Source organism: Mycobacterium sp. NGS40, from assembly GCF_059812735.1.
Map to the genome: position 1 here is coordinate 659,885 of NZ_JCALDG010000001.1, position 25,743 is coordinate 685,627.

Here is a 25,743-nt window from a genome sequence, read left to right on the forward strand (position 1 = left end):
CAACCAACAAATGGAAAAATATGTCCGCCGCTGGTAAACTGCGGTGGTGCGGACACGCAACTACAACCAGAACTGCCCGATCGCGCGCGGCCTCGACGTCTTGGGTGAGCGCTGGACGTTGCTGATCCTGCGTGAGCTGATCGGAGGACCGCGGCGCTACGGCGACCTGCGCGCCGAATTGCCCGGCATCGCAACCAATCTGCTGGCCGAGCGCCTCAAGGAGCTGCAGGACGCCGGGCTCGTCCACCGAACCGACCTCCCGGCGCCCATCGGGCGCACCGTCTACACGCTCAGCGACCTGGGCTGGCAGCGGGTGCTGCCGATCATTCAGAGCATCGCGTGGTTCGGTCTGGACCGGCTGGATCCGATCGACGAAGGCCCGGTCACGCCGCTCAACGGGTTTCTGGCCGGCATCCTGCTGGGCTTCGACTCGGGCAAGGCGGCCGGGCTGGAAGCGACGTGCCGGGCCGAAATCGACGGTCGCCGTTTTGATTTCGTGATTACCCAGGGACGCCTGGCCGGCGCGCGCGGCGAGCCCACGGTGACGATCACCGCCAGTGCGGCAGATCTCGTGACGGCCCGTCTCGCGCCGGGCGACGCCAAGCGCAAGGCGGCTTTGCGGCGAATCGCCTTCACCGGCGAGCCCGAAGCCGTGGAGACCCTGCGTCGGGTGTTCTCGCTGTAAGCGTCAACCCTCGGGCTTGAGCAGGGCGTCGATCAGCGCTTGGGCGAGGAACTTGCCGTAGCGAGTGGCCGACCAACCGCGTTCCAGGACAAGGAGTTCGTAGAGCTCGGGTGCGTGGTAGGTCCACAGAATATCGCGCGCTTCCTTGGCGCTGACTCGCAGCTGTCGCGTCCCGGCGAGATCTGCCGCGAACATCGTCATGCCGGCCAGCGTTTCCTGCCGCGTCTGCTTCCAGACCTCGCCGGCGTCCGGCGACGACGCGGCGCCATCACGCGCGAGCAGTTGGACCGGAGCGCTGCGCGGCATGGTCGCGGCCAGGTGCTTGGCGTACAGCTGCAGTTTGCGGGCCGCATCGGTTTCATCGGCAACGGCCTGGATCACGTCTCGCTGGACCATCGGGATCGGCTCGTCGTCGCCGGCGACGGACACATCGAAGAGCGCTTTCAGCACGCCGGCCTTCGTCGTAAACGCCTTGTACACCGTTTCGACCGACACGGCCGCGTCCCGTGCGATTTCGGCGATCGTCGTCGCCGCATAGCCCTGGGCCAGGAACCGCTGCCGGGCGGCCGCGAGGACCGCGTCCCGATTGCGCTGGGCCTGCTCGCGGCGACGGGTCGAGTCGTAGCGGCGGGGAGCCTGCTTGTTGACAGATCCCATAATTAAGTACATTCTCCTGTATTGAATACTAATAACTGTATGAAAATAGGGAACGTGACATGACAAGTGCAACATGCCCCGCCGTCAGCCTGTCGAACGGTGCCGACTCCATCGCGGTGGCAGGCGCCCTGACACCCGAGATCAGCCGGCGTGCCGATGAAGCCGAGGCGCTCGGGACATTGCCCCTCGATCTGGTCGAGCAACTGCGCGCGGCCGGCATCTTCCGTGCCATGCAGCCGCGCTCGCTCGGCGGATTCGAAATAGCCCCGGTCGACATCATTCAGATGATCGAGGAACTGGCGCGTGCCGACGGTTCCACCGGCTGGGTTGCCGCCATCGGTGGCGGCGCACCCGCGTTCACCGCCTGGCTTGAACCAGCCGTCGCCACAACGCTGTTCGGTTCGGACGCCGACTTCTCATCGGCGACGATCTTCGCGCCCACCGGGCGGGCCGTGCCGGACGGTCGCGGCCGGTTCGGCATCGACGGGCGATGGCCGTTCGCCAGTGGTTGCCGCCACGCCGAGTGGATACTGGCCGGTGTCTTCGTCTTCGACGGCGACCAGCCGCGAATGATCCCCGAGCAAGGGCCCGACCAGCGGCTGGCGTTCTTCCCGTGCGCCGAGGCCGAGATCGTCGACAACTGGGACGTCCTGGGGTTGCGCGCCACCGGCAGCAACGACGTGGCCGCCCGAGCTCTCAGCGTTCCCGACGAGCACACCATCAGCCCGTTCTTCCATCCGGCCCGCCACGACGGCCCGTTGTGGCGAATTCCGTTCTTCACGCTCGCCGGGATCGGCATGGTCGGTGTCCCGCTCGGCATCGCGCGGCGCGCCCTCGACGAATTCACCGATCTCGCGACGACGAAGCTGCGCGCCATGGCGCCCGAGCCACTGGCGCAGGATGCCGCGGTCCAGGTCGAGTTCGCCAGTGCCGAGGCCGGTTTGAGGTCTGCGCGGGCATTCGTACTCGACGAGGTCAGTGCGCTGTGGGACACCGCCATCGCCGGTGACCCGCCTTCGCTTGAGCAGCGTGCCGGCTTCCGGCTGGCGGCGTTGGCGGCGATGCGCGCGGCACGTCAGGTGGTCGATACGACGTTCGGGTTGACCGGTGCGGGCGCGGTACACGCGAATCACCCCCTGCAACGCTGCTTTCGGGACCTGCACACCCTGGGCCAGCACGCCTACTTCAGCCCGTCGGCCCTGAAGCGCTACGCCAGCACCCGCTTCGGCATTGCCCAGCCGACCTACCTGATGTGACGTGTGGCCAAGTCCCCGGCCTCACCGCCGAACACTAGACTCGTGGCCGTGGCTGAACCTGCTGACCTCGACCCCGATCTTGGTGACGTCGGACCCCCGACCCGACCGGTATTGGTAGTCGACTTCGGCGCGCAGTATGCGCAGTTGATCGCCCGTCGCGTGCGGGAAGCGCGGGTGTTTTCCGAGGTCATCCCGCACACCGCCTCGATCGAGGAGATCAAGGCCAAGGATCCCTTGGCGCTGGTGCTCTCCGGCGGGCCGGCCAGTGTGTATGCCGAAGGCGCCCCGCAACTGGACCCGGCGGTGTTCGACCTCGGCGTGCCGGTGTTCGGCATCTGCTACGGGTTTCAGGCGATGGCGCAAACGCTGGGCGGGACCGTCGTCCATACCGGCACCAGCGAATACGGTCGCACCGAGCTGAAAGTGCTTGGTGGCGAATTACATTCGGGACTGCCGACGGCGCAGCCGGTCTGGATGAGCCACGGTGACGCCGTCACGGCCGCGCCCGAGGGGTTCGATGTGGTGGCCAGCAGCCCCGGCGCGCCGGTCGCCGGCTTCGAGAACCGGGCCCGACGCCTGGCCGGGGTGCAGTACCACCCCGAGGTGATGCACAGCCCGCACGGGCAACAGGTGCTCAGCCGGTTTCTGCACGACTTCGCCGGGCTCGGCGCGGAATGGACGGCCGCCAACATCGCCGAGGCGCTGACCGAACAGGTACGGGCCCAGATCGGCGACGGCCATGCGATCTGCGGGCTGTCCGGCGGGGTGGATTCCGCGGTGGCCGCCGCGCTGGTGCAGCGGGCCATCGGGGACCGGCTGACCTGTGTCTTCGTCGACCATGGACTGTTGCGCGCCGGTGAGCGCGCGCAGGTGCAGCGGGACTTCGTCGCCGCCACCGGCGCCAACCTCGTCACCGTCGACGCGGCCGACACCTTCCTCGAGGCGCTGTCGGGGGTGACCAACCCCGAGGGCAAGCGCAAGATCATCGGCCGCCAGTTCATCCGGGCCTTCGAGGCCGCGGTGCGAGACATCTTGAGCGACACCGGATCTGAAGTCGACTTCCTGGTGCAGGGCACGCTGTATCCGGACGTGGTGGAGTCCGGCGGGGGCAGCGGGACCGCGAACATCAAGAGCCACCACAACGTTGGCGGTCTGCCCGACGACCTGAAGTTCAAACTCGTCGAGCCGCTGCGGTTGCTGTTCAAGGACGAGGTGCGCGCGGTCGGCCGGGAACTGGGTCTGCCGGAGGAAATCGTTGGGCGCCAGCCCTTTCCGGGTCCGGGACTGGGTATCCGGATCATCGGCGAGGTCACCGCGCAGCGGCTGGACACGCTGCGGCGTGCCGACTCGATCGCCCGCGAGGAGCTGACCGCCGCGGGCCTGGACAACCTGATCTGGCAGTGCCCGGTGGTGTTGCTGGGCGAGGTGCGCTCGGTGGGTGTGCAGGGCGACGGCCGCACCTACGGGCACCCGATCGTGCTGCGGCCGGTGTCCAGCGAGGACGCCATGACCGCGGACTGGACCCGGGTGCCCTACGAGGTACTGGAACGCATCTCGACCCGGATCACCAACGAGGTCCGCGAGGTCAACCGGGTGGTGCTGGACATCACCAGCAAGCCGCCCGGCACCATCGAGTGGGAATAGGTTTTCGCGCAGCTACTTCACGAATTCGCTTCTGCCGTAAGCGATATCGGCTGCTTGCCAGTTGCCGCCAGCCGCACTGACGAGCCGGCGGGCCAGGTCGCGGTCGTCGTTGGCGGCGATCAGGACCAGGGTGTGGTCGGTCGCGGTGACGGATCCGCCGCGCAGCCGGTCGCGGGCGGAAAGATCGGCCGTCAGCGCGGTGGCGAGGCGTTCGATGTCGACATCCGGCACGGTGATCATGAGCGCGTTCTCCTGCGGTGCGGTCTGCGGCAGGTAGTCGAAGGACAGCACCGATTCCTGGCCGAACTGACGGCGCAGTGCCTCGGCGGCGGTATGCAGGGCGTCCTCGGTGCCGCACAGCTGGAATTCATGCGAACGCTCCCGGGTGATTCGCTGCTGCGCCTCGGACCAGTACACCCCGTCGAGCGGCTTGGACCCGGTGACCGTCACGCCGTTGAGGGCGAACGTCAGGTCGGCCTCCGGCTCGAAAAAGGGATCACCGTTGTCGGCGGCGAAGAATTCGGCCGGTTGACAGCTCCCGACCTCGCTTCGAGCCGGCGGGGGCACCACGATGGCGCCACAAATGAGCACCAGAAGCCACAACAGCACCGACCGCATAAGCAGCCTCTCCCGTTTCTTGACGGTTGTCGGAGGGGGGTGTTTACTCGAATCAATCGAACATATATTCGAAAATAATCGAGGATCTGCTGGTAGGAGGCTATATGACGGCGGCTGTCGCCTCCGACCTGGATCGGGCGGAACAACTCGAATCGCTACGCCGGCAGATGGCGGTGTTGTCCGGGAAATCGCCCGGGAGGCCCGCCGCCCGCCCCGATGGCCTGCTGCCCGAATCGGAGTCCGGGCTGCCGGTCCCGCAGTGGCTGGCCGAAGCGCTACCCACGCAACTGCCCAAGGGCACGGTGGCTGTGCTGTCGGGAGCGCGGTCGCTGCTGCTGAGCATGGTCGCCGCGGTGACGGCGGCCGGGGGAAACGCGGCCATCGTCGGCCAGCCGGATATCGGGCTGCTGGCCGCGGTGGAGATGGGGGCGGATCTGAGCCGGCTCGCCGTGATACCGGACCCCGGGACCGATCCGGTGGAAGTGGCCGCGGTGCTCATCGACGGCATGGATCTGGTGGTGCTCGGGCTGGGCGGGCGTCGGGTGCCGCTGACCCGGGCGCGGGCGGTGGTGGCTCGCGCCCGGCTCAAGGGCTGCACCCTGCTGGTCACCGACGGCGACTGGCAGGGGGCGCCGACCCGGCTGCAGGCCCGGGTCAGCGGCTACGAGATCACGGCAGGTCATCGCGACGCCCCGGTTTGCGGATTCGGACGCATCAGCGGAGTGCGGCTGCAGGTCAGTGGGGTGTGCGCGGGGAGACGGGTGACCGGCCGCCGGACGCGAACCGGGTGAGTTCGAATGTCTTCCCGGGTGCTGGCCATTTGGTGCATGGACTGGCCGGCGGTCGCGGCGGCGGCAGCGGCGGAGGTATCCATGACGACCCCGATCGCGGTCACCCTGGCCAATCGGGTGATCGCCTGCTCGTCGGCCGCGCGTGCGGCCGGAGTGCGGCGAGGGTTGCGACGCCGCGAGGCCGCGGCCCGTTGCCCGCAACTGCACGTCGCCAGCGCCGACGCCGACCGCGACGCCCGCTTTTTCGAGGGGGTGATCGCGGCGGTCGACGACCTGGTGCCTCGCGCCGAGGTGCTGCGCCCCGGCCTGCTGGTGTTGCCGGTGCGCGGAGCGGCCCGCTATTTCGGGTCCGAACAACAGGCCGCCGAAAGGCTGATCGACGCGGTGGCTGTGAGTTCAGTGGCCGGCGCCGAGTGTCAGGTCGGCATCGCCGACCAGCTGTCCACCGCGGTCTTCGCCGCCCGGGCGGGTCGTGTCGTCGCGCCCGGCGACGATGCGAAGTTCCTGTCGGTGCTGTCGATCCGGCAGCTGGCCACCGAGCCGAGCCTGTCCGGTCCGGGGCGAGAGGAGCTGACGGATCTGTTGTGGCGGTTAGGGATTCGCACCATCGGTCAGTTCGCCGCCCTGTCGGCGACCGACGTGGCTTCCCGGTTCGGCGCCGACGGGTGCAGCGCACACCGGTTCGCTCGCGGCGAGCCCGAGCGAGGCCCGTCCGGGCGGGAGCCCCCGGCCGAACTCGAAGCCGTGCTGGACTGCGATCCGCCGATCGACCGGGTCGACGCCGCGGCATTCGCCGGACGCTCGCTGGCCGGCACGCTGCACCAGATGCTGATGTCCGCCGGGGTGGGATGCACCCGGCTGTCCATTCACGCCGTCACCGCCAACGGCGAAGAACTGAACCGGGTATGGCGGTGCGCCGAGCCGTTGACCGAGGACGCCACCGCCGATCGGGTGCGCTGGCAACTGGACGGGTGGTTGAGCAGCCGGGCCGCCCGCAATCCCCGCCCCACGGCGCCGGTGACATCGCTGCGGCTGCAGGCGGTGGAGGTGGTGTCCGCCGAGGCGCTGCAGCTGCCGTTATGGGGCGGCCTCGGGGAGGAGGACCGGCAGCGGGCCCGCCGCGCCCTGGTGCGGGTGCAGGGCCTGCTCGGGCCGGAAGCGGTGCGGGTGCCGGTGCTGTCCGGAGGTCGCGGACCCGCCGAACGCATCACGCTGACCCCGCTGGGTGACGAGCCGGTTCCGCATGCCGACCCGGCGTTGCCGTGGCCCGGTCAGCTGCCAGACCCGTCGCCGGCGGTACTGCTCGACGATCCGGTGGAATTGCTTGACGCCCAAGGGAATTTGATACGGGTGACCGGCCGGGGGATGTTCTCCGCCGACCCGGTGCGCCTGGTCTCCCGCGGCTGCGACGACCCGCTGCGCTGGTGGGCCGGCCCGTGGCCGGTCGACGAGCGGTGGTGGGATCCGGACCCGAACTCGACTGGTTCGCCGGGCCGCACCGCCCGCGCCCAGGTGTTGCTGGAAAGTGAGCGGGCGTTGCTGCTGTGTTATCGCCAGCGGCGGTGGTACCTCGAAGGAATCTACGAGTAGGAGGGTCAGTACCGGCCGAAGGCCACGGCGACGTTGTGGCCGCCGAAGCCGAACGAGTTGTTGAGCGCGTAGCGGTAATTGCCGGGCCGCGGCTTGCCCGCCACCACATCCAGGTCGATCTCGGGGTCCAGGTTTTCCAGGTTCAGGGTCGGCGGGATCACCTGATCCCGCAGCGCCAGCACGGTCAGGATCGACTCCACCGCGCCGACCGCCCCCACCGAGTGGCCCAGCGCGGCCTTGGGCGCGTACACGGCCGCTTTGTTGCTGCCCAGCGCGTTGTTGATGGCCTTGGACTCGGCCAGGTCGCCGACCAGGGTGCCGGTGGCGTGCGCATTGACGTGGTCGATATCGCCGGGCGTCAGCCCCGCCAGCTGAATCGCCCTGCTCATCGCATGCCCGGCGCGTGCGCCGTTGGGGTCCGGCGCCACCATGTGGAAGCCGTCCGAGGTGATGCTGGCGCCCATGATCCGGGCCAGGATGTTGGCGCCCCGGGCCTTGGCGTGCTCCTCGGTTTCGATGACCATCAGCGCGCCGGCCTCGCCGAACACGATGCCGGTCCGGTCCCGATCGAACGGACGGCACGCCCCGGCCGGGTCGTCGTTCTTCGTCGACAACACGATGCGCATCTGGCCGAACGCCGCGATCGCGACCGCTTCGATCTTGACCTCGACACCGCCGCAGATGGCAATATCGGCCTCGCCGAGGACGATACTGCGCCAGGCCTGCGCGATGCCTTCGGAGCCGGAGGCGCACGCCGAAATCGGGGTGAGCACCCCGGCCCTGGCGTGTCGTTCCAGCCCGATCGCCGCGGCGGGGGCGTTGGGCATGTACTTCGCCACCGCCAGCGGCGAGACCCCCTGCATGCCGCGGGCGCGGATGTCGTCGTAGCTGAATACTATTTGCTCGGCCGAGCCCAGGCCGGTGCCGACGGACACCAGCAATCGGTTGGGGTCGACCTCGGGCGATCCGGCGTTCTCCCACAGCCGGCGGCTCAAAATTGTGGTCATCTTCGGCAGCCAGCCCATTCGGTGGCGCTCGGCACGTGTCAAACCGTGGTCGAAATCCTCCAGCAGGTGCCCGCCGATGCGTACCGGGAGATCGTAGTGCTCGACAAACGAGTCCTCGAGCGTACGGATACCGCTTTGGCTGTCCAGCAACAACTTCCAAGTGTTCTCGGCGTCGGTCGCCACCGAGGTTGTCATGGCAATGCCGGTCACCACTACGTTTGGTAGTGCCTTCCCCGTTACCAGCTCTGTCATCGCGAAGGTCCTTCCAGCCTTCCAGTGTTGACTAACGCAACCCCACCTAGATATCCACCTATTCCAGCGTCGCTGGGCGGGTTCTGTCAACGGAAGCCGGCAGCCGGGCCCCTCAGCAGCCGAGCCGCCGCGCGAAGGGCCCCACACGTTCGATGAACCGTTCGAAGAATGCCGCCGGATCGACGCCAACTCCAATGCGCGCGTTAGGTTCTCGGCGCCAGTCCGTTACCGTCATGCCGCGGGTCAGGGTGCCGGCGAGCTCGATGTCCACCCGCCCGGAGCGGGTCGCGATGAGTTCGGGATCCAGCGCGACCGCCGCGGCCAACGGGTCGTGCAGATGTGCCAGATACCCGTGGCCGTTGTCGTAGTAACCCTCGAGGTAGAACCGCAGGGCGTCTTCGATCACTCGGATCACCGGATTGGACGCCGTCGATCGGGTGCCCCGTCGGTCGTCCACGCTCATGATCGTCGACGTCGATCCCGCGGCGTCGGCCAATCTCGCCAGGACTTCCGGCGTGATCGCGACGTTGCGCGTCAGATCCAGGCCGCACAGGATCGGAAGCTGCTGCGGGCCAAGGTTTTCGCTGGACCAGGCCGCGAGCACCTCGGCGGCCGCCTCGGGGTCCACGCTGATGTTCCATTCCGCCACCGCGGTGGTGTTACCGATGTGGTCGTAGGAGCCGCCCATGATGACCAACCGGCGCAACAGCGTTGGCAGTGCTGGCTCGGCGCGCAGCGCCAGTGCCAGATTGGTCAGCGGGCCGGTCGCCACGCCGATCAGCTCGCCGGGGAACGCCTGCGCCGCGCGCACCCAGGCGGTGGCCGAGTCGTAGTCGGTCAGCGCCGCGTTGCTCGGTGGCACGTCGGCATACCCCAGGCCGCACGGGCCATGGACTTTGGATGGGGTGCGCAGCGGGCCGGCCAGTGCCTCGTCGGCGCCCTTCGACACCGGGACGCCGGTGGCTTGGCACAGCTCGAGGAGGCCGAGATTGTTGGCGCAAACCTGTTGTACGCCAACATTTCCCCCGGTCGAAGCGATGCCGACCAGATCGGCGTCCGGGCTGGCCAGCAGGTAGATCAAGGCCAGCGCGTCATCGACGCCGGTGTCGACGTCGGCGAACACCGGCGAGGACTGCGTCACCAATGAACCCCGGGTACCAGGCGGACCGCCTTGCGGACCGGCCGGGGGACCCCGATGCGGCCGACAGCACGCACCGGGCGTTTGGGCCGCCTTTTCTGCGCAGCGCCGACTGCCGGCGAAACGCCGAGCGCGGCAGCGGAATCGGGGTAACCCAGATAGACCTGGTGCAGAATTCGCCGCGATGTCCGGGGCAACAGGTAGTTGCCGGCCTCGGCCAGGGTGCCCAGTGGCGTGTCGATGCGCGCCGGCTTCTCGACCAGTCCGCGCACCACCATCGCGGCCGCCCGTTCGGGGCTGATCGGCGGCACCGGGTTGAGCCGCTGCGAGGGCACGATCATCGGCGTCTTGACCAGCGGCATATGGATATTGGTGAACGTGACGTGGTCGGACAGCGTCTCCGAGGCGACCACGTCGGAAAACGCGTCCAGTGCGGCCTTGGTCGGCAGATACGAGCTGTACTTAGGGTTTCGGGCCAGCACGCCCGCGCTGGAGACGTTCACGACATGGCCGAATCGGCGCTCCCGCCAATGCGGTAGCAGCGCCAGCACCATACGGACGGCACCGAAGTAGTTGACCGCCATCACCCGCTCATAGTCGTGCAGCCGATCGGTGGAGTTGACCACCGAACGGCGGATCGAGCGGCCCGCGTTGTTCACCAGGTAATCGACATGACCGAAGCGGCCCAGGATGTCCTTGATGGTGTGCTCCACCGATACCGAATCGGTGACATCGCAGGTGAAGGCGTGGGCCTGACCGCCGTTCGCGCGGATCTCGGCGACCAGCTCGTCGAGCGCGGAGCCGTTGCGGGCCAGCGCGAACACCGTGGCGCCCCGTTCGACGACCGCGATCGCCGATGCCCGGCCGATGCCACTGGATGCGCCGGTGATGATCACGTGCCGGCCCTGCAGCGGACCGTCCGGAGCGTCGCGGCGGGCGCGGTCGGGATCGAGATGCTCGGCCCAGTACCGCCACAGCTTGGGCGCGTAACTGGCGAACTCGGGCACTTCAATGCCAGTGCCGCGCAGCGCATTTTGCGTCTTATCGCTGACAAACGTGGGAATCAGGTCGACGAGATCCAGCACCTCGGCCGGAATCCCGAGCTGGGTGGCCGCCATGTTGCGTACCCGTTTGACCCGCCCGGTTGCCTTCAGCACCGGCGCAGCTACCGAGCGGGGCAGTGAGCCGCGCAGCGCGGGCAGTCCGGCGGTTTTGGCGACGCCACGGTAAATACCGCGCAGCCCAATGGTTTTCGGCGAGGTCAGGTGGAAAGTCTGCCCATCGGAGCCGTCGACGTGCATCAGTGCGACGAGTGCGTCGACGACATAGTCGACCGGGACGATGTTGGTGCGCCCGGTGTCGGGCAGCATGATCGGGGTCAACGACGGCAAGATGGCCAGCTTGGACAGCACGCCGAAGAAGTAGTACGGGCCGTCGATCTTGTCCATCTCGCCGGTGCGTGAGTCGCCGACCACGACGGCCGGCCGGTAGATGCGGTAGCGCAGCCCGGGTTGCGACCGGACCAGCAGTTCGGCCTCGAACTTCGTCTGGTGGTAGGGCGTGGGCAGCAGCTGGCCGACGTCGAAGTCGTCTTCGGTGTACTCGCCGTCGAAATCTCCCGCCACGGCGATCGACGACACGTGGTGAAGCGTCGCGTCCAGGCGTCGCGCCAGCTCGATGACGGCGCGGGTGCCCTCGACGTTGGCGGCGCGCTGTTCGGCTTCGCCGGCCGTGATGTCGTAGATCGCCGCGCAGTGCACGAGATGGTCGACCCGGCCCAGCTCGGCCAGCCGCTCGTCGGTCAACGTCAGCTCCGGCAGCGCACCGACCAGCGGTTTGGCGCGTTCACCCCACTGTGCGGCGAGGCGTTCGAAGCGCCCCAGCGACTGGGGCCGGACCAAGACCCACACGTCGGCGTCGGGCCGAGTATCCAACAGGCGAGCTACGACGCGGCGACCAATAAACCCGGTACCGCCGGTAACGACATACCGCATGGGGTCATGGTAGCGGGGATCAGCTGAAGCTGCGGATGCCGTCCCACTCGACCAGCGTCCACCCGTCCGTCGGGTTTCCGGTGAGTACCACGCGGCCGACGTTCGGCAGCGGATGGGTGCTCAACAGGCTGCTCTTGCCGTTGCGGGCATTCATCAGCGTCCACGCCATGATCGCGGTGCCCTGGGAGAACACCACCGGTTTGCTGTGGCCGCTGTTATAAACCTTGTTCACCGCGGCGGTGAACTCGTTGTTGAACTGCTTGCCGCTCACCGATCCCGGGATGCTGTCCGCGATGTCGCCGTTGATCCAGTCCGCCGGCGCCAACAGGTACGTGGTGGCCGCCATCGATTGAGGTTTGCCGTTGTACCAGCCGGCATTGAGCGCCTGCACGCCGCTCAGGACCTCCACCTGTTTGCCGAGTTCACCGGCCAACGGCCCGGCGGTCTGCTGCGCCTCGGCCATCGCGGAGGCGTAAACGGCGTCGAAGTCGTTGCGACCGCTCTGGTGGGCCAGCTGCTGGGCCTGGCCCCTGCCCTCGGCGGTGAGGCCGGGGCCGGGGGGATCAGTGTTGATGACGCCGTCGGCATCGGCCTGGGTCTGGGCGTTTCGGATGAACGTCAACGTGATGGCGCGCGCCTGCGTCGACCCCCCGCAGGCACCGACGATGAGCGTTGCGGCGAGTACGGCCCCTGTTTTCCAGAAGGCCTTTCCGATCATGCTGCGCGTGGCCATGTCGATAGCCTGCCCTGCCGACAGCCCCATGGGGAAGGGTTTGCAATGGTTGAGTGCGCAGAAGCGTGAATCTGGTAGTCGAGAGGAGACTCGCATGGCGATTGACCCGAGTGCTGTCGGTGCGGTGACCGAGCCGAAGTTGTTCGACTGGACCGACCGGGACACCCTGCTCTACGCCCTCGGCGTCGGCGCGGGGCTCGATGACCTGTCGTTCACCACCGAGAACAGCCACGAGATCACCCAGCAGGTGCTGCCCACCTACGCGGTGATCTGCTGCCCGGCGTTCGGGGCGGCGGGCAAGATCGGAGATTTCAACTGGGCGATGCTGCTCCACGGGTCGCAAGGGATCCGGCTGCACGCGCCGCTGCCCCCGGCGGGCAAGCTCTCGGTGGTCACCGAGGTCACCGATATTCAGGACAAGGGCGAGGGCAAGAACGCGGTCGTGATGCTGCGCGGCCGCGGCACCGACCCGGATACTCAGGAGCTGATCGCCGAAACGTCGACCACCTTTGTGGTCCGCGGCGCGGGCGGGTTCGGTGGGCAACCGGGTCAGCGCCCCCTCGCGCCGGAATTCCCGGATCGCGAGCCCGACATCACCCGGGCCCTGCCCACCCGCGAGGACCAGGCGCTGATCTACCGGCTCTCCGGTGACCGCAACCCGCTGCACAGCGACCCGTGGTTCGCCCGGGAGTTGGCCGGTTTCCCCAAGCCGATCCTGCACGGGCTGTGCAGCTATGGGGTGGCGGGCCGCGCGCTGGTCGCCGAGCTCGGCGGCGGGCAGGCCGCGAACATCACCTCGATCGACGCACGCTTCAGCTCGCCGGTGTTTCCCGGCGAGACCTTGACCACACTGATCTGGCGTACCGAGCCGGGCAAGGCGGTCTTTCGCACCACGGCTTCGGGTGCCCACGGCGCCGAGGCGGGACGAGTCGTGCTCGACGACGGCGCGGTCGAATACGCGCAGAACTAGCCGGCGGCGGCCAACTGCCGCGCCAGGCGATCGACGAAGTCGGCCGCGGCGGCCGGGCTGTCCAGCGCGAACAGCGCGGCGGTGGCCCGGTCGCCGTCGTCGTTGTGCCGCACCAGGATTGGGATTCCGTCCGGGTGCACCGCGTCGAACGCGTCCTCGTCGGTGATGTCGTCGCCGAAAAAGATCGGTGTCAGGCCCGCCGATACGTCCAGGTGTTCGAGGACCCAGTGCAGCGTCTTGCCCTTGTCCCAGTCGATATCCGGGCGTAGCTCGATGACCTCGCGGCCGGTGGTCACCCGAAGCGCATCGCGCTGACCCGCGGCGCGCACCGCTGCCGTCACCTCGCCGACGCGGTCTCGCGCCGCGTTGCGATAGTGCACGGCAACGCCAAACCGCTTGTGCTCCACCCTGACCCCCGGAATCGACCCGAGCCGCTCGCGCAGCTGGGCGGCCGCGGATTCCAGCACCGGTATGGCCGCCGCGGCGGCGTCGTTTTGGTGATGGGTTCCGTCGGGCGCGGTCAGTTCGAATCCGTGGCTGCCGGCGTACCAGAGACCGGGCAAGCCGACGCGTGCCGTGACGTCGGCGAGGTCGCGGCCGGACAGGATTGCCACCGGGCAGCGCGCGGCCAACCGCTGCAGCGCGTCGGCCGCACCGGCGACCAGCTGCGCCGAGTCCGGGTCGTTGACGATGTCCGAGAGTGTGCCGTCGAAGTCGAAGAACACCGCCGGCCGTCGGGCGGCGAGGTCCTCGCCGAGCAGCTGCGACGCGTCGGGCAGCTGCGACATCCGCAGGTCCCCGGTGCGGACCGCGACGTCACTCAGGTCCTGCGCATCGATCACCAGAGCGAATCCGGCATCGCGCGCGGCCGTGGCCACCGACTCGCTGGCGGCGACGACCACACTGCGGCCGGCCCGCACGCCCAGCCGGTCGGCGGTCGCGGCCGGGTCCTCGACGCCCAGGGCGACGTTCACCCCGGCCTCGCGCAGTCGCGCGACCGGCGCGGAGTCGACGTTCAGCTCAAACAGCACCGCGTCGTGGCGGCGCGGGTCGATGGTGACCGATGGCTCCGATACTGACTCCGATGCAGGCACTGACCAACCATCTCACGATGATCAATGCCGCCCGGGCCGGGTCAGTGGCGCGCTCGCGCGGTCGGGTGGGTGCGGGGCACACCGGCCCGCGGCGTGCCGGCCCGGCGCTTACGGCGATCCTTGGTGAACAGCAGGACGGAGTCTTGGCTCAGTGCCGTCAGTCGCGCCATCTCGCGTTCGATGCCGCTGGCGAGCTGCTGAAGTTCGGGGGCGGCGTCGTAATCGGCGGTGATCCCGAAGATCAGCTCGTCGCCGTAGCTCAGCACCGCGACTCCGCTGGACAGCTGCGCAGCCGTCGGCGGGATCGGCAGCAGGCGTTCCACGGTTGCGCCCATCAGCCCCAGCCGGTGCCGAGGCCCCGGCGCATTGGTGGCCAGCGTCACGATGCCAGGTTGTGGGAGCCGGCTCACGACCAATCGAACTGCCTTGGCGCACAAGGTGAATGGCATGGAACTGGTTGCCAGGTCCACGATGCTCGTGGGCTGCCGGACCGGCGCCGGCTGGTTCAGGCTGTTGTGCACAATTCGCAGCCGCTGCACCGGATCGTCATGCTCGACGGGCAGATATCTCTTCTCCAGAGTGCGCAACGAACCCGCGCGCGGTTGTTCGCCGCGGTGTAGCAGCACGGCCCGGAACCCCTCGGTGATGGCGGCGAGCGCGACGTCGTTGGTGGTCACCCGGAACTTGCCGCAGACCGCGTCGACCGCGGCGAGGGGAACGCGTACCGTGCCGTAGCGGCGCATCGTGACCGCCGGTCCGGTCGACGACGCACGGGCCGCCGACCAGACCGTCTCGGCCAGCGTGCTGGTCACGGTGGTTGCGGCGGTCGAGGCTCGCCAGAGCGTCTCCGCCCAGCCCCGCTTCGGGGCTGGGGTCGAATCATCCTCGGGTATAACGTTATTAGCGAACATCTCGTTGCTGGCGTCGTCGCACAGCCTGGTGAGCAGGTGGGCCGCGGGCGTGGCGCCGGCGAGGTGATGGTGAACCTTCATCAGGATCGCCCACTTGCCCCGCAGCCCCTCGATGACCCAGCACTCCCACAGCGGCCGGTCCAGTTCGACGGGGCGTTCCAGGGCGTGGGCGATCGCTCGAGACAGGTCGGCCTCATCGCCGGGGCGGGGAACCGCGACCCGGCGCAGGTGATGGGCGAGGTCGAAACCCGGATCGTCGGTCCAGTGCTGGGCACCGCTGAACGGATGTGTCCGCAACACCTGGGTGCATCGCGGTATCGACTGAATGCGTTCTGCCAGAAGCGCTTTGAGGCGTCCCAGGTTCGGGACGGCGCCTTCGACGATGGCGACCGCGCCCGTCGCCGTACTTGCCTGCCGGTCGGGGTCCGCCGCAGTGCGAAAGCCCGAATCCAATGCCGTGGTCAGCTGTACCATTTTCAGTTCCCGCCCTAGTTGCCCCGTACCAGTATCGGTCGCCACGCCCCCGTCGCGGTAGGTCCCAGTCCGTTAAGACTGTGTTTAGAAGTTGAAGACCCGTTTAACAACCGCTTGAGCAACCCCGCGCCAAATCGAACATGCGTTCGATACACTGTGGGGTGTGGGTTTCAGCAATGAGCCGCGGAGTTGGGCGGAACTCGAGCGGCTGCTCGACGGCAAGCCGCGCCAAGCCGGCGCGCCCACCCCATCCGGGCCGGCGCAAGAGGCCCCCTTCTCGCACAAGCGTCCGGCCTATCGACCACCGGACGGGGGCCGCACGGCCCGCTCGTCGGTCGCTCATTCCGTTTCGTATGCCGAGCTGCACGCGCATTCGGCATACAGCTTTCTGGACGGCGCCAGCACGCCCGAGGAGTTGGTCGAGGAGGCCGCCCGGCTGGATCTGCGGGCACTGGCGCTGACCGACCACAACGGTCTGTACGGGGCGGTGCGGTTCGCCGAGGCCGCCGCCGAACTCGACATACGAACCGTGTTCGGTGCCGAGCTGTCGCTGGGATCTTCGTCCGTATCGCAGGCTCGTACCGAGAACCCGGATCCACCCGGCCCGCACCTGCTGGTGCTGGCCCGCGGGCCGGAGGGGTACCGGCGGCTGTCGCGGCAGCTGGCCGCGGCGCATCTGGCCGGTGGCGAGAAGGGCAAGCTGCGCTTCGACATCGACACGTTGACCGAAGCCGCGGGCGGGCATTGGCACATCCTGACAGGATGCCGTAAAGGCCATGTCCGCCAAGCGCTTTCCGATGGCGGGCCGGACGCCGCGGCGGCGGCGCTGGCCGACCTGGTGGACCGCTTCGGCGCGGGCCGGGTCAGCATCGAGTTGACCCATCACGGCCAGCCGCTCGACGACGAGCGCAACGCGACACTGGCGGAGCTGGCGCCGCGGTTCGGGGTCGGCGTCGTCGCGACCACCGGAGCACATTTCGCCCACCCCTCGCGGCGGCGGCTGGCCATGGCAATGGGCGCGATCCGGGCCCGGCAGTCACTGGAATCGGCCGCCGGATGGCTGGCCCCGCTGGGTGGTTCACACCTGCGGTCCGGCGAGGAGATGGCCCGGCTGTTCGCGCAGCGGCCCGAGGTGGTGACCGCCGCGGCCGAACTCGGCGAGCAGTGCGCGTTCGGGCTGGCGTTGATCGCGCCTCAGCTGCCGCCGTTCGACGTGCCGGACGGGCACACCGAGGACAGCTGGCTGCGGCAGTTGGTGATGGCGGGTGCACGCGACCGCTACGGGCTCCCCGAGAGTGCGCCGCGCGCGTACGCCCAGATCGAGCATGAGCTGAAAGTCATTGCCCAACTGAGTTTTCCGGGCTATTTCCTGGTGGTGCACGATATAGCCCGGTTCTGCCGGTGCAACAACATCCTGTGCCAGGGCAGGGGATCGGCGGCCAACTCCGCGGTCTGTTACGCCCTGGGTGTGACCGCGGTCGATCCGGTGGTCAACGAATTGTTGTTCGAGCGCTTCCTGTCGCCGGCCCGTGACGGGCCACCCGACATCGACATGGACATCGAGTCGGATCAGCGCGAAAAGGTCATCCAGTACGTCTACGACAAATACGGCCGCGACTATGCCGCCCAAGTCGCCAACGTCATCACTTACCGAAGCAAGATCGCGGTGCGCGACATGGCGCGCGCCCTGGGCTACTCGCAGGGGCAGCAGGACGCCTGGAGCAAGCAGATCAATCACTGGAACGGGCTGGCCGACGCTGCGGACGTCGAGGGCATCCCGGAACAGGTGATCGACCTGGCCACCCAGATCCGGAACCTGCCGCGGCACATGGGCATTCACTCCGGCGGCATGGTGATCTGCGACCGTCCGATCGCCGACGTGTGCCCGGTGGAGTGGGCGCGGATGGAAAATCGCAGCGTCCTGCAATGGGACAAGGACGACTGTGCGGCCATCGGTTTGGTGAAGTTCGACCTACTCGGTCTGGGCATGCTCTCGGCGCTGCACTACGCGAAAGACCTGGTGGCCGAACACAAAGGCATCGAGGTCGACCTGGCCCGCCTCGACCTCTCCGAGCCGGCGGTGTACGAGATGCTGCAGCGCGCCGATTCCGTCGGGGTGTTCCAGGTGGAGTCGCGGGCACAGATGGCCACCCTGCCCAGGCTGCGGCCGCGGATCTTCTACGACCTGGTGGTCGAGGTCGCACTGATCCGGCCCGGGCCCATCCAGGGCGGGTCGGTGCACCCCTACATCCGGCGGCGCAACGGCATCGACCCGGTGGTCTACGATCATCCGTCCATGGAGCCGGCGCTGCGAAAGACGCTGGGAGTGCCGCTTTTCCAGGAACAGCTGATGCAGCTCGCGGTCGACTGCGCCGGCTTCTCGGCCGCCGAGGCCGATCAGTTGCGCCGCGCCATGGGGTCCAAGCGTTCGACCGAGCGGATGCAACGGCTGCGCGGCAGGTTCTACGAGGGCATGCGCGCATTGCATGGCGCCACCGACGAGGTGATCGACCGGACCTACGAAAAGCTGGAAGCGTTCGCCAATTTCGGCTTTCCGGAAAGTCATGCGCTGTCCTTCGCGTCGTTGGTGTTCTACTCGTCGTGGTTCAAGCTGCACCACCCGGCCGCGTTCTGCGCCGCGCTGCTGCGTGCCCAGCCGATGGGGTTCTATTCACCGCAGTCGCTGGTGGCCGATGCGCGCCGGCACGGCGTGCTGGTGCACGGCCCGGACGTCAACGCCAGCCTGGCGCACGCCACTCTCGAGAACGCCGGCACCGAGGTCCGCCTCGGGCTGGGTGCGGTCCGCCATATCGGCGACGACCTCGCCGAGCAATTGGTCGAAGAGCGAAAAGTCAACGGCGCGTTCGCATCTCTGCTTGACCTGACCACCCGGTTGCGGCTCTCGGTGCCGCAGACCGAAGCGCTGGCCACGGCCGGGGCGCTGGGCTGCTTCGGGACATCGCGGCGCGAGGCGTTGTGGGCGGCCGGAGCCGCTGCCACCCAACGGCCGGACCGGTTGCCCGGCGTGGGCTCGTCGTCACACATCCCGGCGCTGCCCGGAATGAGCGAGCTGGAACTGGCCGCCGCCGACGTGTGGGCCACCGGCGTCTCCCCGGACAGCTACCCGACCCAGTTCTTGCGGGCCGACCTGAACGCGATGGGGGTGGTGCCCGCCGAAGAGCTGCTCGAGGTGCCCGACGGCGACCGCGTGCTGATCGCCGGTGCGGTCACCCATCGGCAGCGCCCCGCCACGGCGCAGGGGGTGACGTTCATCAACCTCGAGGACGAGACCGGGATGGTCAACGTGCTCTGCACGCCGGGGGTGTGGGCGCGACACCGCAAGCTCGCGAACACGGCACCAGCGCTGCTGGTCCGCGGTCAGGTCCAAAATGCCAGCGGCGCAGTCACGGTCGTGGCCGAGCGGTTGGGCCGCATCACCCTGGCCGTCGGCTCCAAGTCGCGCGACTTCCGCTAGAAATCCCGCGACCCGCAGTGACCCCGACCATTGCATCGACCGCTTGAACCGCCGCGAAATTTTCGCCGTGGTTGCACGTTCGGCGAGGCCCAATCGAGCTCTAGCCGCTTTGCGCGGAAAGGCACCTAGCAAATCCGCCGCGTCGTAAGCTATTCGAAAAGATCGCTTGGAATCGGCTGTGTTGATTCAATGGTCAAGGGAGTCGACAATGAAATTCAAGCTCGTTCGCCGCGGCGCCGCGATATTGGGTTGCGCTGCGGCGCTTGTTCTTTCTCCCGCCGTGGCCAGCGCCGATCCGCCCGACCCGCACCAGCCGGACATGACGAAGGGCTTTTGTCCGGGTGGTCGATGGGGTTACGGCAATTTGGCCGTGTGCGACGGCGAGAAGTATCCCGACGGGTCGTTCTGGCACCAGTGGATGAAAACCTGGATAGTCGGCCCGCAATTTTATTACGACTGCGTCGGCGGCGACGAACCCCTTCCGGGGCCGCCCCCGCCGGGTGGCTGCGGCGGCGCGATTCCGCCCGACGGACCGCCTCCTCCGCCCTAGCGACCCCGGGCTCAGCCCGTCGGCGTCGTCCACACCTTCGTCGGCGTGATCCTCAGTCGCGTGCTGAACGCATCCATCGATATGCCCTCGGTCTCCAACTGCTCCGCGGCCGCGCTGTACTTGGCCCAGTAGGGCTCGTCGTCTCGACAATTCACGTCGACCGCATCGACCCTCGCGCTTCCCCCGATCACGATGATGCCGCCGCCGTTGCCGTCGGAATCCAGGTTCAGGCTCACCTGCGGGTGCGCCTCGATGTGCCGGACCTTGCCGGCCTGCGGCATCGAGTACACCGTCAGCTCCGCGCCGTCGAAGTAGAACCAGATCAGCCGGGGAACCGGCTGACCCGATTTGGCGACGGTCGTCAGCCAGCCAAAGTTGTCGGATGTCAGCCTGCTGGAAACTTCTTGTGTCAGTTCGACGCTCATGAAACCGAATGTAGCCTCCACCTATGACCCTCAACCTGTCCGTCGACGAACTTCTCACCACCACCCGCTCGGTACGCAAGCGCCTCGACTTCGACAAGCCGGTGTCTCGCGAGGTCCTGATGGAATGCCTCGAGCTGGCGTTGCAGGCGCCCACCGGATCCAACTCGCAGGGGTGGCAGTGGGTGTTCGTCGAGGACGCCGAGAAGAAGAAGGCGATCGGCGAGATCTACCTGTCGCACGCCCAGCCCTACCTGTCCGCGCCGAAGCCCGATTACGGCGAGGGTGACACCCGCAACGAGCGGATGCCCAAGGTCGTGGACTCGGCGATGTATCTCGCCGAGCACATCCACGAGGCGCCGGTGCTGATGATCCCGTGCATCGCCGGCCGCGAAGACAAGTCGCCACTGGGCGGCGTCTCGTTCTGGGCGTCGCTGTTCCCGGCGGTATGGAGCTTCTGCCTGGCGCTGCGCTCCCGCGGGCTGGGCTCCTGTTGGACGACGCTGCACCTGCTCGGCGACGGCGAGCGCAAGGCCGCCGAGGTGCTCGGCATCCCGTACGAGAAGTTCAGCCAGGGTGGGCTGTTCCCGATCGCCTACACCAAAGGCACCGACTTTCGCCCGGCCAAGCGGCTGCCGGCCGAGACCTTGACGCACTGGAACACCTGGTAGTCAGGGCTGCAGCGGCCAGACCTCGACGACCCCGTACGCCATTGCGCACGGGGTCTGGCTCACCCGCTCGATCGCCGCGTCGAGATCGTCGGCCTCGATCACCGCGAACCCCGCGATCGGCAATGCCGATCGCAGGAATGCGCCCGGTTCGACCCCCACGCCCGCGCCGTCGTGATTGCGGACCTGGACGGGCTCGCCGGCGCGGCCGATCAGCGCTCCGGACGCACCGAGTTCGTCATCGCGGGTGTGCGCGGCCCGTCGACGGTCGTCACTCAATTGGCGGTATCCGGCCTCGTTGCCGTATCCGATCGTGATGAAGGTAGGCATATCAAGGCTGACTAGCGTCCGGCCCCGGACTCACCGCTACACCGCGCCGGGATAGCCGTGCTGGCGCCAGGCCTCGTAGATCGCTATCGCCGCGGCATTGGCCAGGTTCAGCGACCGCCGGCCGGCCAGCATCGGGATACGTACCTGGCCGGTGACGTGGCTGTCGGCCAGCGTCGCCGCGTCCAGCCCGTCCGGTTCCGGACCGAACATCAGCACGTCGCCGGGCCGGTAGGCGACGTCGGCGTAGGACGTCGACGCGTGCGCGGTGAACGCGAACACTCGCGCCGGCGTCAGCACCTCCCATGCGGCCTGCAGCGTCGCGTGCACGGTGACCGATGCCAGGTCGTGGTAGTCCAATCCGGCCCGGCGCACCTTCGATTCGGACAGGTCGAAGCCCATCGGCTCAACCAGATGCAATTCGGCGCCGGTGGCCGCGGCCGTCCGGATGGCGTTGCCTGTGTTAGGTGCGATGCGCGGCGAGTAGAACAGCAGCCGGAACACACCGCCATCTTCACACGGCGATAATTGCGGCATGGTCGAGCAGAGCATCTGGATGCGCAAGGTTGCGGCCGATCCGGGACACTCGGACTGGTACATCGAGCGGTTCCGTTCCATGGCCCGCGACGGCAAGGATCTGGTCGGCGAGGCCCGCATGATCGACGCCATGGTGCCCCGCGGCGCTCGCATCCTCGACGCCGGCTGCGGCCCCGGACGGGTGGGGGGCTATCTGGCCACGGTCGGTCATCGGGTCGTCGGCGTCGACGTTGACCCGGCGCTGATCGCCGCGGCCGCGCAGGACTATCCCGGCCCGCAGTGGCTGGTCGGCGATCTCGCCGAGCTGGACTTGCCGGCGCGCGGCGTCGCCGAACCTTTCGACGTGATCGTGTCCGCCGGCAACGTGATGGCGTTCCTCGCGCCGAGTACTCGCGGGCAGGTGCTGCAGCGGCTCCGCGCTCACCTCGCCGACGACGGTCGAGCGGTGATCGGATTCGGCGCCGGGCGCGACTACGAGTTCGCCGATTTTCTTCAGCACGCGGCGGCCGCCGGGTTCGCTCCCGACGTGCTGCTGTCCACCTGGGATCTGCGACCGTTCACGGACGACTCCGACTTCCTCGTCGCGATCCTGCGGGCCGCGTAGGCCCTGGCTATCTGCTCAGTAACGATTCTGGTGAGCCGGGCCGCGGGCTGTCATACTCGTCGAATTGCCACGCGTTTACCGCTCGCGCGTCTTGGCGCGGGGGGAGCGGAATAAAAGCAGGAAGTTCATGAGCCTCTCGTTTCTTTCGATGCGCAGTGTCGGCGCAGCGGCCGGTACCACATGACGATGTTCAACCGCCCGGCCAGTTCGGCCGATCCGGCACCCACCGAGTTGGTTCAGGCCAAGGCGCACGCGGCGGCCCCGGCGAAACGTCCGCCGGCCTGGTCGCCGAGCAACTGGCCGGTCGGGTGGAAGGTGCTGGCGATTGTGCTGGTCCCGCTCACTCTGGCGGCGATTTTCGGCGGGCTGCGCGTCAACACAGCCATGTCGAGCTCCAGCGGCCTGCGATTGGCCGCCGCGCGCGCCGACGTGCTGCCGGCACTCACCAAATACATGTCGGCACTGGACGTCGCGCTGTTGGCGAACTCCACCGGGCGCGACGTCGAGGGCGCGAAGAAGAACTATGACGCCCGCAAGGGTGAGCTGCAGACCCGGTTGGCGGACACCGACGTCACTCCCGATGTCCGCACGGGAGTCGGCACGCTGCTGGGCGGCGGTCAGTCGCTGCTGGACAAGGTGACCGACAACAGCATCGGGGTGCGCGACCGGGTGACCACCTATGCGCCGCTGCTGTTGACGGCCGAGGACGTCATCAACGCGTCGGTGCAGGTGGACGACGAGCAGATCCGGGCGCAGGCACAGGGTTTGAGCCGGGCGGTCGGGGCCCGCGGCCAGATGACGATGCAGGAGATTCTGGTGACCCGCGGCGCCGACCTGCCCGAGCCGCAGTTGCGCACCTCGATGATCACCCTGGCCGGCACCGAGCCGTCCACGCTGTTCGGGATGAGCCAGGTGCTCGGTGTCGGCTCGCAGGAAGCCAAGACGCTGCAGCAGCAGATGGTGACCCGGATGGCGATCATGTCCGATCCGGCGGCCGTGCTCGTCGACAACCCGGACCTGTTGCGCTCCATCCAGACCACCGACGCCATCGCCGAGCAGGTCGTCACCGACGCCACCGTGTCGGTGACCAAGTCGGTGCACACCCAGGCCGACGATCGGCGCAACTCCGCGATCGTCGACGGCGTCGTGGTGCTGGCCGCCATCGTGATCGCACTGCTCATCGTGTTGCTGATGGCGCGCGCGCTGGTGGTGCCGCTGCGGGTGTTGCGCGACGGCGCGCTCAAGGTCGCCCACACCGACCTGGAGGAGGAGATCGCCCGGATCAAAGCCGGTGAGGCCGAACCGATTCCGGCGCCGCTGCCGGTATCCACCACCGAGGAGATCGGCCAGGTCGCGCACGCGGTGGACGAGCTGCACACCCAGGCGCTACTGCTGGCCGGTGACGAGGCGCGGTTGCGACTGCTGGTCAACGACATGTTCGAGACGATGTCGCGGCGCAGCCGCTCGCTGGTCGACCAGCAGCTGTCGCTGATCGACCGACTGGAGCGCAACGAAGAGGATCCCGAGCGCCTGGACAGCCTGTTCCGGCTGGATCACCTGGCCGCGCGGCTGCGCCGCAACAGCGCGAACCTGCTGGTGCTCGCCGGTGCGCAGCTGGCCCGCGACCAGCGCGAGCCGGTTCCGCTGTCGACGGTGATCAATGCGGCCGTCTCCGAGGTGGAGGACTATCGGCGGGTCGAGCTGGGCGAGCTGCCCGACTGCATGCTGGTCGGCGCGGCCGCCGGCGGCGCGATCCATCTGTTCGCCGAGCTGATCGACAACGCCCTGCGCTACTCGCCGCCGTCGACGCACGTCCGGATCTACGGGGCCCGCGGCGGCCTGGATCCTCAAGGCGGCGTGGTGTTGCGGATCGCCGACTCCGGCTTGGGCATGAACGATTCCGATCGCCGGATGGCCAACATGCGCCTGCAGGCCGGCGGCGAGGCCACGCCCGACCCGGTTCCAGAGAATGCCCGCCACATGGGACTTTTCGTGGTGGGGCGGATCGCCGCGCGGCACGGTATCCGGGTCGGGCTGCGGGGTCCGGCGACCGGGGAGGCGGGCACCGGCACGACCGCCGAGGTCTACCTGCCACCGGCGGTGCTGGAGGGCTTCGCCGGCGGCCCGGCCGAAATCTCGGTGGAGCCGCGGGAACGGATCCGGGCGGTCTCGTCGCCGAGCGCCAAGCTGGCCAGCGGATCGCCGGACGCCGGCAACGCCGCGACGCGTCCGCGCCCCGTCGCGGCCACCCCCGCCAGCGGCGAGGCGCCACCGATCTCGTTGCTGCCCCGCCGCAGCCCCGGTTCCAGCGGCATCACCGACGTGCCCGCCGCACCCGCCGCCCAGCCGCCGCTGCCCAAGCGCCGCCGGGAACTGGCCACTGCGTGGTGGGAGAACGAGAACCAGCCACGCCCCACGCCGCCGGCCCCGCAACCGACGCCCAAGCCGACGCCCAAGCCGACCCCGAAGCCGGCCCCGGCGGTATCGGACACCTCGGCGTTCTTCGCCGCGCGGTCGCGCGGGACCGGCACCCCGCCACCTGCCCGGGCCCCTAGGCCGAGCCCTCCCGCGGCCGGCCCGTCCAAGGACGACGTGATCTATCGGCGGATGCTCTCGGAGATGATGGGTGACCCGCACGACCTGGTCAACAGCCCCGACCTGGACTGGCAGTCGGTGTGGGACCGCGGCTGGTCGCTGGCCGCCGAGGCCGACGACAGGCCCGTCGAACAGCGCACCGCCGACCACGGCCTGCCGGTGCGTACGCCCGGAGCCCGACTGGTGCCCGGCGCGGCCGACGCCGACGATTCCCTCGTACCATCGAACGGCGGGCTGCACGCGGCCCGCGACCCCGAGGCGGTTCGCGCCTCGTTCAGCAACCACTTCGGCGGCGTGCGCAGCGGACGGTCACACGCCCGCCACTCGAGTCAAGGACCCGATGAGGAATGACGTCTGCAGGCAGCTCACTGGACTGGCTGGTGACGCAGTTCGCCCGCGAGGTCCCCGGGGTGGCGCATGCGCTGCTGGTGTCCGTCGACGGTCTGCCCATCGCCGCCAGCGAACTGCTGCCCCGCGAACGAGCCGACCAATTGGCCGCGGTGGCCTCCGGGCTGGCCAGTCTCGCGACCGGTGCCGCGCAGCTGTTTGACGGCGGTCAGGTGCTGCAGTCGGTGGTCGAGATGCAGAACGGCTACTTGTTGTTGATGCGCGTCGGGGATGGGTCACACCTGGCGACGCTGGCCGAGACGTCGTGCGATATCGGTCAAATCGGATACGAGATGGCGATCCTTGTCGAACGGGTGGGCGGCGTCGTGCAGTCCACCCGCCGTTCCGCTAGGCATTCGTGAGC

General features: G+C 68.5%; 23 protein-coding genes. 12 read left to right on the plus strand and 11 right to left on the minus strand.

What is annotated here, in order from left to right:
- The first annotated feature begins 46 nt into the window (after positions 1–46).
- Positions 47–685, plus strand: coding sequence for a winged helix-turn-helix transcriptional regulator (locus tag AC5Y5O_RS03300; RefSeq protein ID WP_500023703.1), 639 nt, complete (start codon positions 47–49; stop codon positions 683–685).
- Positions 686–688: 3 nt separating this feature from the next.
- On the opposite strand, the gene AC5Y5O_RS03305 is transcribed toward AC5Y5O_RS03300, so the two are convergent.
- Entirely contained in the window at positions 689–1,342 is a 654-nt protein-coding gene (locus AC5Y5O_RS03305; RefSeq protein ID WP_096284997.1) for a TetR/AcrR family transcriptional regulator, read from the minus strand.
- Between the two features lie 59 nt (positions 1,343–1,401).
- Here AC5Y5O_RS03305 and AC5Y5O_RS03310 point away from each other — a divergent pair, with 59 nt between their 5' ends.
- On the plus strand, positions 1,402–2,598 hold the full coding sequence (locus AC5Y5O_RS03310) for an acyl-CoA dehydrogenase family protein (RefSeq protein ID WP_096284999.1): 1,197 nt from the start codon (positions 1,402–1,404) through the stop codon (positions 2,596–2,598).
- 48 nt (positions 2,599–2,646) lie between these two features.
- Complete coding sequence (gene guaA, locus AC5Y5O_RS03315) at positions 2,647–4,242, plus strand: glutamine-hydrolyzing GMP synthase (protein ID WP_096290897.1); 1,596 nt, start codon at positions 2,647–2,649, stop codon at positions 4,240–4,242.
- A gap of 12 nt (positions 4,243–4,254) precedes the next feature.
- On the opposite strand, the gene AC5Y5O_RS03320 is transcribed toward guaA, so the two are convergent.
- A complete protein-coding gene (locus AC5Y5O_RS03320) occupies positions 4,255–4,860 on the minus strand; it encodes a hypothetical protein (RefSeq protein ID WP_096285001.1) in 606 nt (201 codons plus the stop codon).
- 104 nt (positions 4,861–4,964) lie between these two features.
- On the opposite strand from AC5Y5O_RS03320, the gene imuA' reads away from it, so the two are divergent.
- Positions 4,965–5,651, plus strand: coding sequence for a DnaE2-dependent mutagenesis accessory factor ImuA' (gene imuA' / locus AC5Y5O_RS03325; RefSeq protein ID WP_096285003.1), 687 nt, complete (start codon positions 4,965–4,967; stop codon positions 5,649–5,651).
- Positions 5,652–5,657: 6 nt separating this feature from the next.
- Positions 5,658–7,241 carry a DNA polymerase Y family protein gene (locus AC5Y5O_RS03330; protein ID WP_500023707.1) on the plus strand — a complete coding sequence of 528 codons (1,584 nt, stop codon included), beginning with the start codon at positions 5,658–5,660 and terminating at the stop codon, positions 7,239–7,241.
- Positions 7,242–7,246: 5 nt separating this feature from the next.
- Here the strand turns inward: AC5Y5O_RS03330 and kasB are convergent, their stop codons facing one another.
- The 4 genes from kasB to AC5Y5O_RS03350 form a co-directional block, all read right to left on the minus strand.
- Complete coding sequence (gene kasB / locus AC5Y5O_RS03335) at positions 7,247–8,500, minus strand: 3-oxoacyl-ACP synthase KasB (protein WP_096285007.1); 1,254 nt, start codon at positions 8,498–8,500, stop codon at positions 7,247–7,249.
- A gap of 112 nt (positions 8,501–8,612) precedes the next feature.
- The gene (locus AC5Y5O_RS03340; protein ID WP_096285009.1) at positions 8,613–9,641 is read right to left on the minus strand and encodes a nucleoside hydrolase; all 1,029 of its coding nucleotides are present in this window, start codon (positions 9,639–9,641) and stop codon (positions 8,613–8,615) included.
- On the minus strand, positions 9,638–11,632 hold the full coding sequence (locus tag AC5Y5O_RS03345) for an SDR family oxidoreductase (RefSeq protein WP_500023708.1): 1,995 nt from the start codon (positions 11,630–11,632) through the stop codon (positions 9,638–9,640). The genes AC5Y5O_RS03340 and AC5Y5O_RS03345 overlap by 4 nt, the downstream gene beginning before the upstream one ends.
- Before the next feature lie 19 nt (positions 11,633–11,651).
- Positions 11,652–12,365 (minus strand): histidine phosphatase family protein, encoded by a 714-nt coding sequence (locus AC5Y5O_RS03350; protein ID WP_165796306.1) that lies wholly within the window; start codon positions 12,363–12,365, stop codon positions 11,652–11,654.
- Between the two features lie 94 nt (positions 12,366–12,459).
- Here AC5Y5O_RS03350 and AC5Y5O_RS03355 point away from each other — a divergent pair, with 94 nt between their 5' ends.
- Complete coding sequence (locus AC5Y5O_RS03355) at positions 12,460–13,335, plus strand: MaoC family dehydratase (protein ID WP_500023709.1); 876 nt, start codon at positions 12,460–12,462, stop codon at positions 13,333–13,335.
- On the opposite strand, the gene otsB is transcribed toward AC5Y5O_RS03355, so the two are convergent.
- Both otsB and AC5Y5O_RS03365 read right to left on the minus strand, forming a co-directional pair.
- Positions 13,332–14,429 carry a trehalose-phosphatase gene (gene otsB, locus AC5Y5O_RS03360; protein ID WP_500023711.1) on the minus strand — a complete coding sequence of 366 codons (1,098 nt, stop codon included), beginning with the start codon at positions 14,427–14,429 and terminating at the stop codon, positions 13,332–13,334. The genes AC5Y5O_RS03355 and otsB overlap by 4 nt on opposite strands.
- 41 nt (positions 14,430–14,470) lie before the next feature.
- Positions 14,471–15,814 carry a wax ester/triacylglycerol synthase domain-containing protein gene (locus tag AC5Y5O_RS03365; protein WP_500023713.1) on the minus strand — a complete coding sequence of 448 codons (1,344 nt, stop codon included), beginning with the start codon at positions 15,812–15,814 and terminating at the stop codon, positions 14,471–14,473.
- A gap of 163 nt (positions 15,815–15,977) precedes the next feature.
- Here AC5Y5O_RS03365 and AC5Y5O_RS03370 point away from each other — a divergent pair, with 163 nt between their 5' ends.
- Both AC5Y5O_RS03370 and AC5Y5O_RS03375 read left to right on the plus strand, forming a co-directional pair.
- Entirely contained in the window at positions 15,978–19,289 is a 3,312-nt protein-coding gene (locus AC5Y5O_RS03370) for an error-prone DNA polymerase (protein ID WP_500023715.1), read from the plus strand.
- Positions 19,290–19,497: 208 nt separating this feature from the next.
- Entirely contained in the window at positions 19,498–19,839 is a 342-nt protein-coding gene (locus tag AC5Y5O_RS03375) for a hypothetical protein (protein ID WP_096285023.1), read from the plus strand.
- A gap of 11 nt (positions 19,840–19,850) precedes the next feature.
- Here the strand turns inward: AC5Y5O_RS03375 and AC5Y5O_RS03380 are convergent, their stop codons facing one another.
- The gene (locus tag AC5Y5O_RS03380) at positions 19,851–20,264 is read right to left on the minus strand and encodes a TIGR03667 family PPOX class F420-dependent oxidoreductase (protein ID WP_096290898.1); all 414 of its coding nucleotides are present in this window, start codon (positions 20,262–20,264) and stop codon (positions 19,851–19,853) included.
- Positions 20,265–20,287: 23 nt separating this feature from the next.
- Here AC5Y5O_RS03380 and AC5Y5O_RS03385 point away from each other — a divergent pair, with 23 nt between their 5' ends.
- Positions 20,288–20,932, plus strand: a complete 645-nt coding sequence (locus AC5Y5O_RS03385; RefSeq protein ID WP_096285025.1) for a nitroreductase family protein — start codon at positions 20,288–20,290, stop codon at positions 20,930–20,932.
- Here AC5Y5O_RS03385 and AC5Y5O_RS03390 read toward each other — a convergent pair whose 3' ends face one another.
- The gene (locus tag AC5Y5O_RS03390) at positions 20,933–21,259 is read right to left on the minus strand and encodes a YciI family protein (RefSeq protein WP_096285027.1); all 327 of its coding nucleotides are present in this window, start codon (positions 21,257–21,259) and stop codon (positions 20,933–20,935) included. It abuts the gene before it with no gap.
- 36 nt (positions 21,260–21,295) lie between these two features.
- Positions 21,296–21,760, minus strand: a complete 465-nt coding sequence (locus AC5Y5O_RS03395; RefSeq protein WP_096290899.1) for a tRNA (cytidine(34)-2'-O)-methyltransferase — start codon at positions 21,758–21,760, stop codon at positions 21,296–21,298.
- Positions 21,761–21,791: 31 nt separating this feature from the next.
- On the opposite strand from AC5Y5O_RS03395, the gene AC5Y5O_RS03400 reads away from it, so the two are divergent.
- The 3 genes from AC5Y5O_RS03400 (at position 21,792) to AC5Y5O_RS03410 (ending at position 25,741) form a co-directional block, all read left to right on the plus strand.
- Positions 21,792–22,397 (plus strand): class I SAM-dependent methyltransferase, encoded by a 606-nt coding sequence (locus AC5Y5O_RS03400; RefSeq protein WP_096285029.1) that lies wholly within the window; start codon positions 21,792–21,794, stop codon positions 22,395–22,397.
- A gap of 180 nt (positions 22,398–22,577) precedes the next feature.
- Positions 22,578–25,343: a sensor histidine kinase gene (locus AC5Y5O_RS03405; RefSeq protein ID WP_500023719.1), complete on the plus strand. Its 2,766-nt coding sequence runs from the start codon at positions 22,578–22,580 to the stop codon at positions 25,341–25,343.
- Positions 25,340–25,741, plus strand: coding sequence for a serine protease inhibitor (locus AC5Y5O_RS03410; protein WP_096285033.1), 402 nt, complete (start codon positions 25,340–25,342; stop codon positions 25,739–25,741). The genes AC5Y5O_RS03405 and AC5Y5O_RS03410 overlap by 4 nt, the downstream gene beginning before the upstream one ends.
- The last annotated feature ends 2 nt before the right edge of the window (positions 25,742–25,743 follow it).